This is a genomic window from Pseudomonas sp. B414 (assembly GCF_055408445.1).
The window spans coordinates 48324-62815 of sequence record NZ_JBUZTQ010000005.1; the positions used below are offsets into that span (position 1 = coordinate 48324).

16 protein-coding genes are annotated in these 14492 nt (G+C 57.7%); 10 read left to right on the top strand and 6 right to left on the bottom strand.

All coding sequences use genetic code 11. The features are described from left to right. Positions 1-57: 57 nt before the first annotated feature. A complete protein-coding gene (yaaA, locus tag ACZRMH_RS06170) occupies positions 58-837 on the bottom strand; it encodes a peroxide stress protein YaaA (protein ID WP_464012647.1) in 780 nt (259 codons plus the stop codon). 211 nt (positions 838-1048) lie between these two features. On the opposite strand from yaaA, the gene ACZRMH_RS06175 reads away from it, so the two are divergent. The 3 genes from ACZRMH_RS06175 to ACZRMH_RS06185 all read left to right on the top strand — a co-directional run bounded on the left by ACZRMH_RS06175 (position 1049) and on the right by ACZRMH_RS06185 (position 4907). Beyond that, entirely contained in the window at positions 1049-2167 is a 1119-nt protein-coding gene (locus tag ACZRMH_RS06175; protein WP_464012648.1) for a polysaccharide deacetylase family protein, read from the top strand. Between the two features lie 259 nt (positions 2168-2426). Further along, entirely contained in the window at positions 2427-3821 is a 1395-nt protein-coding gene (locus tag ACZRMH_RS06180) for a PhoH family protein (protein WP_464012649.1), read from the top strand. A gap of 174 nt (positions 3822-3995) precedes the next feature. Further along, positions 3996-4907 carry a LysR substrate-binding domain-containing protein gene (locus ACZRMH_RS06185; protein ID WP_464012650.1) on the top strand — a complete coding sequence of 304 codons (912 nt, stop codon included), beginning with the start codon at positions 3996-3998 and terminating at the stop codon, positions 4905-4907. On the opposite strand, the gene ACZRMH_RS06190 is transcribed toward ACZRMH_RS06185, so the two are convergent. Beyond that, a complete protein-coding gene (locus ACZRMH_RS06190; protein WP_464012651.1) occupies positions 4896-5342 on the bottom strand; it encodes a DMT family transporter in 447 nt (148 codons plus the stop codon). The two genes, ACZRMH_RS06185 and ACZRMH_RS06190, sit on opposite strands and share 12 nt — an antisense overlap. 145 nt (positions 5343-5487) lie before the next feature. Here ACZRMH_RS06190 and moaC point away from each other — a divergent pair, with 145 nt between their 5' ends. Genes moaC through moaE form a run of 3 tightly spaced genes read left to right on the top strand, consistent with a single transcriptional unit; the run spans position 5488 to position 6655 of the window. Further along, on the top strand, positions 5488-5961 hold the full coding sequence (gene moaC / locus ACZRMH_RS06195; protein WP_464012652.1) for a cyclic pyranopterin monophosphate synthase MoaC: 474 nt from the start codon (positions 5488-5490) through the stop codon (positions 5959-5961). After that, on the top strand, positions 5958-6203 hold the full coding sequence (locus ACZRMH_RS06200; RefSeq protein ID WP_464012653.1) for a MoaD/ThiS family protein: 246 nt from the start codon (positions 5958-5960) through the stop codon (positions 6201-6203). The genes moaC and ACZRMH_RS06200 overlap by 4 nt, the downstream gene beginning before the upstream one ends. Before the next feature lie 2 nt (positions 6204-6205). Next, positions 6206-6655: a molybdopterin synthase catalytic subunit MoaE gene (gene moaE, locus ACZRMH_RS06205; protein WP_464012654.1), complete on the top strand. Its 450-nt coding sequence runs from the start codon at positions 6206-6208 to the stop codon at positions 6653-6655. A 63-nt stretch (positions 6656-6718) separates the two neighbouring features. Here the strand turns inward: moaE and rhlB are convergent, their stop codons facing one another. Then, the gene (rhlB, locus tag ACZRMH_RS06210; protein ID WP_464012655.1) at positions 6719-8215 is read right to left on the bottom strand and encodes an ATP-dependent RNA helicase RhlB; all 1497 of its coding nucleotides are present in this window, start codon (positions 8213-8215) and stop codon (positions 6719-6721) included. A gap of 84 nt (positions 8216-8299) precedes the next feature. Continuing rightward, entirely contained in the window at positions 8300-8956 is a 657-nt protein-coding gene (locus tag ACZRMH_RS06215) for an alpha/beta hydrolase (protein WP_464012656.1), read from the bottom strand. A gap of 418 nt (positions 8957-9374) precedes the next feature. On the opposite strand from ACZRMH_RS06215, the gene ACZRMH_RS06220 reads away from it, so the two are divergent. From ACZRMH_RS06220 to ACZRMH_RS06235, 4 genes are all read left to right on the top strand, one after another. Next, positions 9375-10403, top strand: a complete 1029-nt coding sequence (locus ACZRMH_RS06220; protein ID WP_464012657.1) for an amino acid ABC transporter substrate-binding protein — start codon at positions 9375-9377, stop codon at positions 10401-10403. 66 nt (positions 10404-10469) lie between these two features. Next, positions 10470-11651, top strand: a complete 1182-nt coding sequence (locus ACZRMH_RS06225; RefSeq protein ID WP_464012658.1) for an amino acid ABC transporter permease — start codon at positions 10470-10472, stop codon at positions 11649-11651. Positions 11652-11661: 10 nt separating this feature from the next. Further along, complete coding sequence (locus ACZRMH_RS06230) at positions 11662-12759, top strand: amino acid ABC transporter permease (protein WP_464012659.1); 1098 nt, start codon at positions 11662-11664, stop codon at positions 12757-12759. Positions 12760-12772: 13 nt separating this feature from the next. Then, a complete protein-coding gene (locus ACZRMH_RS06235; protein WP_464012660.1) occupies positions 12773-13537 on the top strand; it encodes an amino acid ABC transporter ATP-binding protein in 765 nt (254 codons plus the stop codon). Between the two features lie 31 nt (positions 13538-13568). Here the strand turns inward: ACZRMH_RS06235 and ACZRMH_RS06240 are convergent, their stop codons facing one another. Continuing rightward, on the bottom strand, positions 13569-14039 hold the full coding sequence (locus ACZRMH_RS06240; RefSeq protein ID WP_464012661.1) for a type II toxin-antitoxin system MqsA family antitoxin: 471 nt from the start codon (positions 14037-14039) through the stop codon (positions 13569-13571). Then, on the bottom strand, positions 14036-14347 hold the full coding sequence (locus ACZRMH_RS06245; protein ID WP_464012662.1) for a type II toxin-antitoxin system MqsR family toxin: 312 nt from the start codon (positions 14345-14347) through the stop codon (positions 14036-14038). Before ACZRMH_RS06245 ends, ACZRMH_RS06240 begins: the two co-directional genes overlap by 4 nt. Between the last annotated feature and the right edge of the window lie 145 nt (positions 14348-14492).

The window sequence follows — 14492 nt, forward strand, 5'->3', positions numbered from 1 at the left end:
GCAGCTCGTATTGATTGCACCGTGGGCTTGTTACGCCTGCTCTGTCATAGGGCTGTGTCACTGCGGGGCATGGTTGCGCAAAAACACCAGCAGATCCGGCTTGGACTGCTCGGCGCTAAAGCGATAACCCTGAGCATCAAACTGCTTGAGGTGCTCGGGGTTGTTGATGCGCTCCTTGATCACAAACCGGCTCATCATGCCGCGGGCTTTTTTCGCATAGAAGCTGATGATCTTGTGCTGGCCGTTTTTCAGGTCCTTGAATTCGGTATTGATGATGCGGGCGTTCAGGGCCGGTTTTTTCACCGCCGAGAAGTATTCGTTGGACGCCAGGTTGAGCAACACGTCATCACCTTGTGCGGCGAGGGCCTCATTGAGCCACTCGCTGATCTGCGTGCCCCAGAACGCGTACAGGTCCTTGCCACGGGCATTGGCCAGTTTGGTGCCCATCTCCAGGCGATAGGGCATCATCAGGTCCAGCGGGCGCAGCAGGCCGTACAGCCCCGAGAGCATGCGCAGATGGGTTTGCGCGTAGTCAAAGTCTGCTTCACTGAAGTCCACGGCATTGAGGCCGGTGTACACATCGCCCTTGAACGCCAGCAGGGCCTGCTTGGCATTTTCGGCGGTAAAGGCGGGCGTCCAGCTGCCGAAGCGTGCTGCGTTAAGGCCTGAAAGCTTGTCGGACAAATGCATCAGCTCGCCAATCTGTTGCGGGCTTAGTTCGCGCAATTGCTCGATCAGTTCCTGGGAGTGGTCCAGGTATTGCGGCTGGGTGAAACGCGCAGTGGCCGGCGGCGTCTCGTAATCGAGGGTTTTGGCGGGTGAAATCACCATCAGCATGGGGTCGTCTCCTTTTAGCGTCGGGGGATTCTAGGGGGTTGGCCGGTTTGACTCCAGCTATGGCGGTGATAGGCATTGCGCAAAACCTGTGGCAGCGGGCTTGCTCGCGATGCCATCACTGCGGTTTACCTGACAGATCGCTTCGCCAGAATCGCGAGCAAGTCCGCTGCCACAGGTATAGTGCGAGCAGTTTTCACAAGGAGATCGACCCGTGCGCATTGCTGTTTTTTTCTCGGCCTGGCTGGTGTGCCTGGGGGCGCAGGCGGTACCCAATGAACCGGCAACCCTGGATCGCAGCACCTGGCCCGAGCAATTGATCAGCCCGGCCTTGTTCGATGTGGCTTCGCGGGCCGAAATCCTTGCCTTCGCCCATGCTCTGCTGGCCAGCGAAGCACTGGACGAAAGCGCCCTCAAAGAGCGCCTGGGCCTGAAAATCATCAACCTGGATGCCATCGATAATCTGCGCAAACGCATGTGGCAACGGCTACTGGCCAACTACAACTATGCCCAGCAGAGCTGCGATCAGGATGCCTCGTTCTGTTATTACGTCGACGGCATGGACAGCCTGCGTGAGCAGGCCGGCAAGTTTGCCATTGCCGACGACTCGTTTTACGTCGCCTGGGCCGAACCCGGCCGCGAGTTTCACCAGCGTTATCTGGATGAGCAACTGCGCAAGGCGGCGCTGTTCCCGCAGATCAGCAGCGAAGTCGAGCTGTTCGGCGAGCAGGAAAGCAACGGCGAGGCCATGCATGACCGGCTGTTTTCACTGAGCTTCGACAGTGGCCCCACCCAGTTGCCGGGCACCACTGACTGGCTGACCGATTACCTGCGCAAGCAGTCCCTGAGCGCGAGGTTTTTTGTGCTGGGCAAAAGCGTCCAGGTGCGCCTCGACAAAGGCGGCGCGCAGGCGCTGCAAGCGCTGTACAAGGGCCAGTGCGTGGGTGTGCAGGGCTGGGAATATCGCTCTCACAGCCACTGGCAGGCCTGGCAGGACTCGATCCTGCGCAGCACGGCCTTGGTCAAGCAGGTAGTCCCGCAAAACTATATACCCCTGTTTCGCCCGCCCTATGGGCAGCGCCGGCCAGACAGCGGGGCTTTTTTTGAAGCGCAGGGTTTGCAGGTAGCATTGTGGGATATCGACGCCCAGGACATGGCCGCCAGCCTGAGCGCCGAGCAGTCAGCGCAACGGGTCTTGACCCTGATGCTGTTGTGGCGCCACGGGGTGATTGCGTTTCACGATACCCAGGACAAGGTGCGCACCGCATTGCCCTGGTTGCTCAAGGCGACAGCACAGAGTGGTCTGGGTTGGGATGATTGCGAAGTGCTGTAGAAACAGGCAGTTAATAACTAACCTTAGCTGCGCTTCAGGCATTCGCCAAGGCTATTCGTCACTCAAAAAAATAAACTGCTTAATCGCTAAAAAAGCTTTTTTTTGTCACACAAATTGGAGTATTACGAAGACAGACGGCCGAAACCTGCGACACAGGTGGCGTCTTCCAAGACCCATCGGGTAGGGCATACGGCAGTCACTTCGAGGCGCAGCACTGTTGCGGTATTGCGTCTAATGGCTCCCACAAAGGTGACCGAGTATGGATGATCACGGACGCACTCATTCTTCCAACCAGCCAATCCTTTATGTACTCGATACCAATGTTCTGATTCACGATCCAAACGCAATGCTCAACTTCGAGGAACACCACGTCGCGATCCCGATGACGGTGCTCGAAGAACTCGACAAACTCAAGACCGGCAAATTACTGGTGGCAGCAGAATGCCGTCAGGCCATCCGCCTGATTGACCAGTTGCTGGGGGTTGCCACCCCCGATGACGTCGAAAAGGGCGTGCCGATCCAGCGTGGCAAAGGAGCGCCAAAAGGCTTTCTGTCGATCCTCATGAGCAAGCGCCGCGAGCCCAACGCGCTGCTGCCCGAAAATCTCAACGACAACATCATCATCAACCAGTTGATTGACCTGCACGCCCGTGAGCCGAAGTTGCGCGTGGTGCTGGTTACCAAAGACATCAACATGCGCCTCAAGGCCCGGGCGTGCGGGATCGAGTCCGAGGACTACAGCACCGACCAGTTGGTAGACGACGTGTCGATGCTGTCGCGTGGCTATCACACCATGACCGGCTCATTCTGGGACCGGGTCAACAAGGTCGAAACCCGTCAGGGCCATGGCCGTACCTGGCATCAGGTACAAATGAACGAAAACCTGCCGGCCGTGCACATCAATGAATTCATCATCGATGAGCAGGGTTTTGTCGGCTGGATCAAAGAGGTGCGCAAGGACCAGTTGCTGATCCTCGACATGCACCAGGAACCGCTGCTGCATCAGGAAGCCTGGGGTCTGAAACCGCGGGATATCTACCAGGGGCTGGCGCTGTTTGCCTTGCTCGACCCGGATATTCACCTGGTTAACCTGTCGGGTGCAGCGGGTTCGGGCAAGACCATTCTGGCGCTGGCGGCGGCGATTGAACAAACCATGGTCAGCAAGCGCTACCGGCGGATTATCTGTACCCGCAGCGTGCAGGGTCTGGACCAGGAAATCGGCTTCTTGCCGGGTACCGAAGCCGAGAAAATGGAGCCTTGGCTGGGGGCCATCACGGACAACCTTGAAGCCCTGCATATGGATGACGAAAACACCCACGGTAGCGTCGACTACATCCTGAGCAAGGTGCCATTGCAGTTCAAATCCCTGAACTACATCCGTGGTCGCAGCTTCCAGCAGAGCCTGATTTTGATTGATGAGTGCCAGAACCTGACACCGCACCAGATGAAAACCATCATCACCCGTGCGGGCGCCGGTTCCAAAGTGGTGTGCCTGGGCAACCTGGCACAGATCGATACACCGTACCTGTCGGCCACCAGTTCGGGGCTGACCTACCTGACGGAGCGTTTCAAAGACTTCCCCAACGGTGTGCATATCGCCCTGCAAGGGGTGCCTCGCTCGATTCTGGCGGAATACGCCGAGTCGCATCTCTGACATTGCTTGTTTAACCCTGACCCGGGCGGCCATGAGCCGCCCGGTTGCGTTTTGCTCCCTTCCTGTCACAAGCTTAGCCTGAGGTAAGCTTGCAGCTGTTATGCGCTGTGTCAGCGGGTTTTGGGGGCGAGCATGCAGCGCTCCCTTGGAGAGAGTGATGACAGGAGAGTCGGAGTGTTACTGCGCAATATCGATTTGAATCTGCTGGTGGTGCTCGATGCGCTGCTCACGGAAAAACACGTGACCCGCACCGGTGTGCGTTTGCATTTGAGCCAGCCGGCCATCAGCCACTCACTGAACAAACTCAGGGTGCTGCTGGACGACCAGTTGCTGATTCGCCAGGGCAACGAAGTGGTGCTTAGCGCTCTGGCGCAAAATCTTCAGGCACCGCTCAAGGCGCTCCTGGGGCAGATCGAAACGCTGCTTGGCCAGTCCATCGACTTTGTGCCAGCTGACTCACAGCGCACCTTCCGCGTGGCGATGTCCGATTACGGCGCTGCCATCGTCTTGCCAAAATTAGTGGTGCAACTGCGCGAGCAGGCCCCTGACACCTCGCTGGTGGTGATCCAGGACAGCCGCCTGGGCATGCTGGAACAGATCGAACAGGGCAAGATCGATCTGGCCGTCGGGGTTTTTCCCACGATGCCTGCTGATATCTGCAGCGATGTGCTGTTTGAAGAAACCTTTACCTGCCTGCTCAATCGGCGTTCGCTCCCGGACAATGGCGTGCTTGATCTGGACAGCTATCTGGCCCGTCCACACTTGCTGGTGTCGATGGACGGCAACACCCAGGGGGAGGTGGACAATGTATTGCGTGCCCAGGGGTTGCAGCGTCGGGTTGTGGTCAATGTCCCGCACTGGGGCACGGCGCCGGGGATGATTGCCGACACCGACCTGATTCTTACCGTGGCGACCCGTACCCTGGACACTCTGTCATTCGGCGACATCCTGGTCGCTCTACCGCCGCCCATGACGGTGGCGCCGTTCAACTATGTGCAGGTCTGGCATCAGCGCTTCAGCGAAGACCCGGCCCATCGCTGGCTGCGTGATCTGGTCCGGCAGGTGAGTGTGCCCTCAGCCCCGTGAGGCGATGACAAAACCTGCCAGCACCACGCTGACCCCGAGCAGTTTCTGCAAGCTGGGGGTGTTTTTTGGCAAACCCAGCAAGCCGAAGTAATCGATCAGCAGCGAAATAACCAACTGGCCCACCACCACCGCCATGATGAAATTCAGTGCGCCCAGACGCGGTACGGTGATCAGCGCAACGGTGATGTAAAACACCCCGGCCAGCCCGCCTAGCCAGATCCACCAAGGCCCGGAGACCAGGGCCGCGAGGTTGGGCCGGGGTACTTTGACGATCAGCATCACCAGCGCAATCGCCAGGCCACTGACCAGTAATGAGAGCACGGTGGCCCAAAAGGGATGGCCCAGTACCACGCCCAGTCGAGCGTTGCTGCCCGCCTGCAGGGGCACCGCGACACCCGCCAACAGGCTCAAGGCAAGGGCAATAAAAAGTGGCATAGGCATGGCTCCAAAGTTTCGACCTTTGTACGGCGATTGTCGGTGGGCGGCCAATTCCAAGTTCTGATGCGCGGTATTCGCGGGGTCGATGGCCTTAAACTGACCCTCGGGTTTACAATCGATACTCCACTCTGGAGTACCCCCTGTGCTGACACACTTAGATTCCCAAGGCCGCGCCAACATGGTCGATGTCACCGACAAAGCGGTGACCTCCCGCGAGGCTGTGGCACAAGCGGTGGTGCGCATGCGCCCTGAAACCCTCGAAATGATCGTTAGCGGCGGCCATCCCAAGGGCGATGTATTCGCCGTAGCGCGGATCGCCGGAATTCAGGCGGCGAAGAAAACCTCGGATCTGATCCCGCTGTGCCATCCGTTGATGCTCACCAGCGTCAAGGTTGAGCTCAGCGCCCAGGGCAGCGATGCGGTACTGGTCGTGGCCCGTTGCAAGCTATCCGGGCAGACCGGCGTCGAGATGGAAGCCCTGACCGCCGCCAGCGTTGCAGCCCTGACCATTTATGACATGTGCAAGGCAGTCGATCGCGGCATGACCATCGAAAGCGTGCGTGTGCTGGAAAAGCTTGGTGGCAAGAGCGGGCACTTTCAGGCGCACGCATCATGAAGCTCAATGTAGTGTTCTTTGCCCGCTATCGTGAAGCGTTGGGGTTGGATGGCGAGTCAGTGGACGGCGAGTTTGCCTCCATCGATCAGTTGCGCACTCACTTGGTGCAACGCGGTGGTGCCTGGCAGGTGCTGGCCGAGCCCAACTTGATGTGTGCGCGCAACGAAGAACTGTGCAAGCTGAATGAAACACTGGCGGATGGCGACGAAGTGGCGTTCTTTCCCCCTGTGACCGGAGGCTGAGCATGGCGATTCGGGTGCAAGCGGCGGCCTTTGACCCGGGCGCTGAAGTGAACGCGCTGCACGCGGCCAATATGGGCGTGGGGGCGGTGGTGAGCTTTGTCGGTTATGTACGCGACTTCAATGACGGCCGTGATGTGGCGGGGATGTTTCTGGAACACTACCCGGGCATGACCGAAAAGGCCCTGGCCAAGATCGCGGTTGAGGCGCAGCAGCGTTGGCCGTTGCTCAGGCTTGAAGTGTTGCACCGTGTGGGTGCGCTGGAGCCGGGTGAGCCGATTGTATTTGTGGGTGTGGCCAGTGCCCATCGTCAGGCGGCATTCGATGCCTGTGCGTTTGTGATGGACTACCTGAAAACCCGCGCCCCGTTCTGGAAGAGAGAACAGACTGCTGACGGCCCGCGCTGGGTAGAAGGGCGGGCCAGCGATGAAGCAGCGGCAGAGCGCTGGAAATAATCTGCTGCTCGCTGACCCATTGTGGCAGCGAGCAAGCCCGCTCCCACAAGGATCTGTGTCAGATCAGGCTATCGTTGCCGGGTCATGTGGCTTGCGCACCACCCGTACTACCGGGCGCAGCAGCTCGGTCGGTGGCGTTTCGCAGCTGATCTTGCGGCCCAGCAAGGCTTCGATCGACGGTAACTGATACGAGTCGTCCTCACCGGCAAAGCTGATGGAAACACCGCTGGCACCTGCACGGCCGGTACGGCCAATACGGTGCACGTAGTCATCCGGTACTTCAGGCAGGGTGAAGTTGATCACGTGGCTGATGCCATCGATGTGAATCCCGCGCCCTGCCACGTCAGTGGCCACCAGCACGCGAATCTTGCCTTCGCGAAAGCCTTCCAGGGTCTTGATACGCTTGTGCTGCGGCACGTCACCCGACAGTTGCGCAGCGTTGATGCCGTCACGTACCAGGCGTTCTTCGATGCGGCGCACTTCGTCCTTGCGGTTGGCGAACACGATTACACGTTCCCAGCCGTTGTCATTGACCAGGTTGAACAACAACTTGTACTTGTCGGCCCCGGCGACGGCATACACATGCTGCTCGACCATATCGCTGGCGACGTTTAGCGCTTCGATTTCGACGATGGCAGGGTCGGTGGTCCATTGCTTGGCCAGGTTCATCACGTCCTCGGTAAAGGTCGCAGAGAACAGCAGGGTCTGACGCTCGGCTTTCGGCGGCGTCTGGCGAATGATCTGGCGTACTTGTGGGATAAAGCCCATGTCCAGCATACGGTCGGCTTCGTCGAGCACCATCACTTCGACCATGTCCAGATGCACTTCGCCGCGCTGGTTGAAGTCCAGCAGACGGCCCGGTGTGGCCACCAGAATGTCGCAATGACGGGCTTCCAGCTGCTTGAGCTGCTTGTCGAAGTCCATGCCGCCGACGAACGTCATGACGTTGAGGTCGGTGTACTTGGTCAGGTCGGCCGCATCCTTGGCGATTTGCACCACCAGTTCGCGGGTCGGCGCGATGATCAGTGCGCGCGGTTCGCCCATGTAACGCTCTTTGGGCGGCGGGGTCTGGGTCAGTTGGCTGATGATGGAAATCAGGAAGGCAGCGGTTTTACCGGTACCGGTCTGGGCGCGGCCAATGGCGTCGCGACCGCTCAGGGTATAGCCCAGCACGCCAGCCTGGATCGGCGTGCAGTACGGGAAGCCCAGGTCTTGAATGGCGTGCATCAGCTCAGGGGCGAGCTTGAAGTCATGAAAGCGGACTTTGCCTTCTTGTGGCTCAACGGCAAAGTCTTCGAGTTTCCAGGGAATGACCGGTGGCTTGGGCGCCACTTCACGCCGTGGTTTGGCAACTTTTGGTTTTTCGACGCGTGGTTGTTCAGCAGCAGGCTGTGCGTCAGGAGTGCTCACCGGCGCAGGGGCTGAAGCAGGAGCAGAACGGCCAGGCTGATGCGCGTCGGTTCGCGGGCTTGGGCTGCTCACAGGTGCGATGGATGCTGGCGCGAGCGGCTCAGCCTCGCTTTTACCGAATATTTTTTTGAGTGCTTTGAGCACGGTCATCTCATCAGTTGGTTAAGGAGTGTACGCCGGGCAGTGTAATGCAAGTCGGGTGCTCGGCGTAGTGAACGGCAGGATGTTTCGGTTTTATGTCAGACGTTTGGCCAGCCAGACGCCGATGTCACCAATCTCTTCAGGTAACACTTCGTGGCTCATTGGGTATTCCTGCCATGTAACCGCCACACCTGCAGCTTTCAGACGCTCATAAGCCGTACGTCCCATAGCGTTTTGGACTACATCGTCGTACTGCCCGTGCAGGCATAAGGCCGGGATTCTTTGCTGGCTGGCCGACAAGGGCAGCGTTTCGCTGAATGTTGGGGCATAAGTAGAGAGGGCAAGTACGCCACCCAATGGTCCCTGCCATTTCAGATAGGCGGTGTGCAACACCACGGCACCGCCCTGAGAGAAGCCGGCGAGGAAAATCCGGTTGGCGTCGATACCGCTCTGGCGCTGGGCTTCGATCAATTGAACGACCATGTCGGCCGACTCTTCCAGCTCTTCTTCGCTGATCGAGCGGGCAGGGCTCATGGCTTTGATGTCGTACCAGCTGGGCATGGCATAACCGCCATTGATGGTCACGGCGCGGGTCGGTGCCTGGGGTAATACAAAACGTGTGGTCAGCAGTGACTGTTGCAGTATCTCGGCCACCGGCATGAAATCATAACGGTCGGCACCCAGGCCATGAAGCCAGATAACACAGGCGTCTGCGGTCTTTTGGGGTTGGATGATCAGAGGTTGGGTCATGGCTGCTCCATCGTTGTGCGTGTGCGCAAATCGGGTGCGCTACAAATGTGCTTGAACGGTAAAAAGTTACAGAAAATGTCGCATGCTTGAACGTTTTTTCCTGCATTACCTACTGAACTTACTTAGGCAACAGGAGTGGTACGCGCTTTGCTATGTGGACAGAGACGTGAATGCGTCCACCTCAGGCGGTAACACTAACAGGCTACTGCCGATGGGGGGGCAGCAAAAATCCCGAGGTTGAAGTTAGACAAGGAATTCAACAGCTCAAGTGAGCGCTTCAGTTTGACGGTTCGTGCGATGTACCCATCGCTCAAGACTTATGCCGCTTGACCCAATAACAAGCCAACACGGGTCAACAGCGCCTCACAAGGGGGCGGCGGGTCTTGTTCAAACACAAAAAGCAGCACTGGAGGTTTGAATGAAGCAGTTGAAATCCACCCTGGCTTTGGCCACCGCAGCCATCGTGCTTAGTGTCAGTGGCTTTGCCCATGCAGGCGCCACCCTGGACAGCGTTAAAAAGAAAGGTTTTGTGCAGTGTGGCGTCAGTGATGGTTTGCCGGGTTTTTCGGTGCCTGACAAAGACGGCAAGATTATGGGTATCGATGCTGATATTTGCCGTGCAGTGGCCGCCGCCGTATTTGGCGATGCCACCAAGGTCAAGTTCAGCCAGTTGAACGCCAAGGAGCGTTTCACCGCGCTGCAATCGGGGGAAGTGGATGTGTTGTCGCGCAACACTACCTGGACCAGCTCCCGTGATGCGGGCATGGGCATGGTGTTTGCGGGCGTCACCTACTACGACGGCATTGGCTTTCTGGTCAACAACAAGCTGGGCGTGAAAAGTGCCAAGGAACTGGATGGTGCAACCATTTGTATCCAGGCCGGTACGACTACCGAGTTGAACGTGTCGGATTATTTCCGCGGCAACAACCTCAAGTACACCCCGATTACCTTCGATACTTCCGATGAAAGTGCCAAGTCGCTGGAAAGTGGCCGTTGCGACGTGTTGACCTCCGACAAATCGCAGCTGTACGCACAGCGCAGCAAGCTGGCCAACCCGAGCGAATATGTTGTGCTGCCTGAAACCATCTCCAAGGAGCCGCTGGGCCCTGTGGTGCGCAAAGGTGACGAAGACTGGTTCAGCATCGTGAAGTGGACCCTGTTCGCCATGCTCAATGCTGAAGAGGCGGGCATCACCTCGAAAAACGTTCTGGCTGAAGCCAAATCGACCAAAAACCCGGATGTCGCCCGTCTGTTGGGGGCTGATGGTGAATACGGTAAAGACCTGAAACTGCCCAAAGACTGGGTCGTGAAGATTGTCAGCCAGGTCGGGAACTACGGCGAAGTCTTCGAGAAGAACCTGGGCAAAAACACTCCTCTGGCCATCGACCGCGGACTCAACGCTCTGTGGAATAACGGCGGCATTCAATACGCACCCCCTGTGCGCTGATAGCCCTTTTCACCCGGTAGGCCAACTGCCGGGTGATGTTGTCTGATCCATTTTTAGGGGCACTTCATGCAAACTAAAGTCGGCGCACCCAAGCCCAGGCTCAGCCTCGGCGATCCACGTGTGCGTGCGTGGTTATTTCAGATCATCACCGTCGCACTGGTGGTGTTCATGGGCTGGTATCTGTTCAACAACACCCAGACCAACCTTCAACATCGCGGCATTACTTCGGGTTTTGACTTTCTGGAACGCAGTGCCGGGTTTGGCATCGCGCAGCATTTGATCGATTACACCGAATCCGACAGTTACGCCCGGGTCTTTCTGATCGGTTTGCTCAATACCCTGCTGGTGTCCGTGATCGGTATCGTCCTGGCCACGGTCCTGGGCTTTATCATCGGTATTGCGCGTCTGTCGTCAAACTGGATGATCAGCAAGCTGGCCACGGTGTATGTCGAGATCTTTCGCAATATCCCCCCCTTGCTGCAAATCCTGTTCTGGTATTTCGCGGTCTTTCTGACCATGCCGGGGCCACGCAACAGCCACAACTTTGCCGACACGTTCTTTATGAGCAGCCGTGGCCTGAACATGCCGGCTGCGGTGGGTACTGATGCCTTCTGGCCGTTTGTGGCCAGTGTGGTTCTGGCAATTGTGGCCGTGGTGCTGATGGTTCGCCGGGCCAACAAGCGCTTTGAAGAAACTGGCGAGCCGTTTCACAAGTTCTGGGTCGGGCTGTTCCTGATGCTGGCGATTCCGGGCTTGTGTGTGTTGCTGTTCGGTACTCCGGTGCACTGGGAAATGCCTCAGCTCAAGGGCTTCAACTTTGTCGGTGGCTGGGTGCTGATCCCTGAACTGCTGGCGCTGACCATCGCGTTGACGGTGTACACCGCGGCGTTTATTGCCGAAATCGTGCGATCGGGGATCAAGTCAGTCAGCCACGGCCAGACCGAAGCAGCCCGCTCGCTGGGCATGCGCCCGGGGCCGACGTTGCGCAAGGTGATCATCCCGCAAGCACTGCGCGTGATCATTCCGCCGCTGACCAGCCAATACCTGAACCTGGTGAAGAACTCGTCCCTGGCGGCGGGTATCGGCTATCCGGAAATGGTTTCACTGTTTGCCGGTACGGTACTCAACCAGACCGGGCAAGCGATTGAAGTCATTGCCATCACCATGAGCGTGTACCTGGCTATCAGTATCAGCATTTCGCTGCTGATGAATTGGTACAACACGCGTATTGCGCTGATCGAGCGATGAGGACGGGACTATGACAACTCATGTTTTCAAACCCGACATGCCGCCGCCGGGCAACCGCATCGGTATCGTCGCCTGGGCGCGGGCCAATCTGTTCTCCAATTGGCTCAACACCCTGCTGACCCTGTTTGCCTTTTACCTGGTCTGGTTGATCGTGCCGCCGCTGCTGAGCTGGACGATCTTCGATGCCAACTGGGTCGGTACCACGCAGGCCGATTGCACCAAGGAGGGCGCCTGCTGGGTGTTTATACAGCAGCGTTTTGGCCAGTTCATGTATGGCTATTACCCTACCGGGCTGCGCTGGCGGGTCGACCTGACCGTGTGGCTGGCCGTGATTGGCGCGGCACCGCTGTTTATCTCGCGCTTCAAGCACAAAGCCATCTACGGTCTGGGCTTTTTGGTGGTGTACCCGATCCTGGCGTTCACTTTGCTGCACGGCGGCTATCTGGGCCTGGCCAACGTGGCTACCAGCCAGTGGGGCGGTCTGATGCTGACCCTGGTCATTGCCACGGTGGGCATTGCCGGTGCCTTGCCATTGGGGATCATGCTGGCGTTGGGACGACGCTCGGACATGCCTGCCATTCGCGTGGTGTGCGTGACCTTTATCGAGTTCTGGCGCGGCGTGCCGCTGATTACCGTGTTGTTTATGTCCTCGGTAATGCTGCCGCTGTTCCTGCCTGAGGGCATGAACTTCGACAAGCTGTTGCGGGCCTTGATCGGGGTGATCCTGTTCCAGTCGGCCTATGTGGCCGAGGTGGTGCGTGGCGGTCTGCAAGCCATCCCCAAGGGGCAGTACGAAGCGGCTGCGGCCATGGGCCTGGGCTACTGGCGCAGCATGGGCCTGGTGATTTTGCCGCAAGCCCTGAAGCTGGTGATCCCCGGCATCGTCAACACCTTTATTGCCCTGTTCAAGGACACCAGCCTGGTGATCATCATCGGCCTGTTCGACCTGCTCAACAGCGTCAAGCAAGCCGCCGCCGACCCAAAATGGTTGGGCATGGCCACAGAAGGCTATGTGTTTGCTGCGTTGGTGTTCTGGATTTTCTGTTTTGGCATGTCCCGCTACTCCATGCATCTGGAGCACAAGCTGGACACTGGCCACAAGCGTTAGGTAGGAGTGCGACATGAGTGAAGCAATCAAAAAACCTGAGAGTTCTGAAGGCATTATTCAGATGCAGGGCGTCAACAAGTGGTACGGCCAGTTCCATGTACTCAAGGACATCAACCTTAACGTACAGCCGGGCGAACGTATTGTGCTGTGCGGGCCTTCAGGCTCGGGCAAATCGACGACCATCCGCTGCCTCAATCGCCTCGAAGAGCACCAGGCAGGACGTATCGTGGTCGATGGTGTCGAGCTGACCAATGACATCAAGCAGATCGAGTCGGTGCGCCGCGAAGTGGGCATGGTGTTTCAGCACTTCAACCTGTTCCCGCATTTGACCATCCTGCAGAACTGCACGCTGGCGCCGATGTGGGTGCGCAAGATGCCCAAGCGCAAGGCTGAAGAAATCGCCATGCATTATCTGGAGCGGGTACGCATTCCGGAGCAGGCGCACAAGTTTCCTGGGCAGTTGTCGGGTGGCCAGCAGCAGCGTGTGGCGATCGCCCGGGCGCTGTGCATGAAGCCAAAGATCATGCTGTTCGATGAACCGACTTCAGCGCTCGACCCGGAAATGGTCAAGGAGGTACTGGACACCATGATCGGCCTGGCTGACGACGGCATGACCATGCTCTGTGTGACTCATGAAATGGGTTTTGCCCGCACTGTGGCCAACCGGGTGATCTTTATGGACAAGGGCGAAATCGTTGAAGAGGCCGCCCCGAATGACTTTTTCGACAACCCGCAAAATGACCGGACCAAATTGTTTCTGAATCAGATTTTGCATTGATCTAAAAGTAATTGTGGGGGCGCGAAGATTTCTAGCTCTCGCGCTGCAGCTGTTTTTGCACCAGCAGCGTATTGATGTCTGAGCATTCGTTGATCGCTTGCAGTTCCCGAACCAGTTCAGGGTGGCGGTCCAGCAGGCGCATCAGCACAAACAAGGGTTTTGGTGGTTCCACCTCGGCCCGCTCATAACGGCTGAACGCATTGTGGCCACCCCCCGACAGCAACTGCACGGCACTTTTTTGAGTGAAGTGCAGTTTGCGTCGAATGCGTTTCATCTCATCTGCCATGACCCGTTTGGCATCTTCGATCAGTTCGTCACCGGCCTGCGCGTAACGCTCGGCGCTGGGAGCATCGAATTCGATTTCTGCGCATTCCTTACATTCGTGGCCGGCCAGGCTGTGCACCATCCGGTTCATTTGCTTAAAGTTCACATTGAAGCTGCGCCCTTTGAACGCTTGCATCGTATTGGGGGCACCGCAGGTGTAGCAGTCATGTTTGCTCATAGCTCTTTGTCCTTGAAAGCGATGACCGGGGGCCCGCCACTGGGGCGATAAGTCACCTTGATGTAAATGGCCGAACCGTAGGCCTGTGCGTGGTAGACGTCCTGCCAGACCTTATGGTCGGCGTGGGTCGACATCGACTTGTACAGCGCCCGGCGTTCTAAAGTGGCAATGACCCGCTGCATTTGTGCGAGGGTCAGGCCCATTGTTCGTCCGCCATCCAGGGCGCTTTTGGTAAAAGCCATTGCGCCCAGCCGTTGTACATCGGCCTGGATGCACTGGAGGTTGTAGTGAGGTGTTTTCTTTTCCATAAGAGGCTGCCTCGATCTGTTTAAAACTACCCTTAAAGGGTTTTAAGTTCAATGATTGATAATGGTTTTTTATGTGCTTTTAATCTGTAGCTGATTGCCCGCCTGGAAGGCTCTGGATACCATGTAAGAAAATTCATCCTATGAT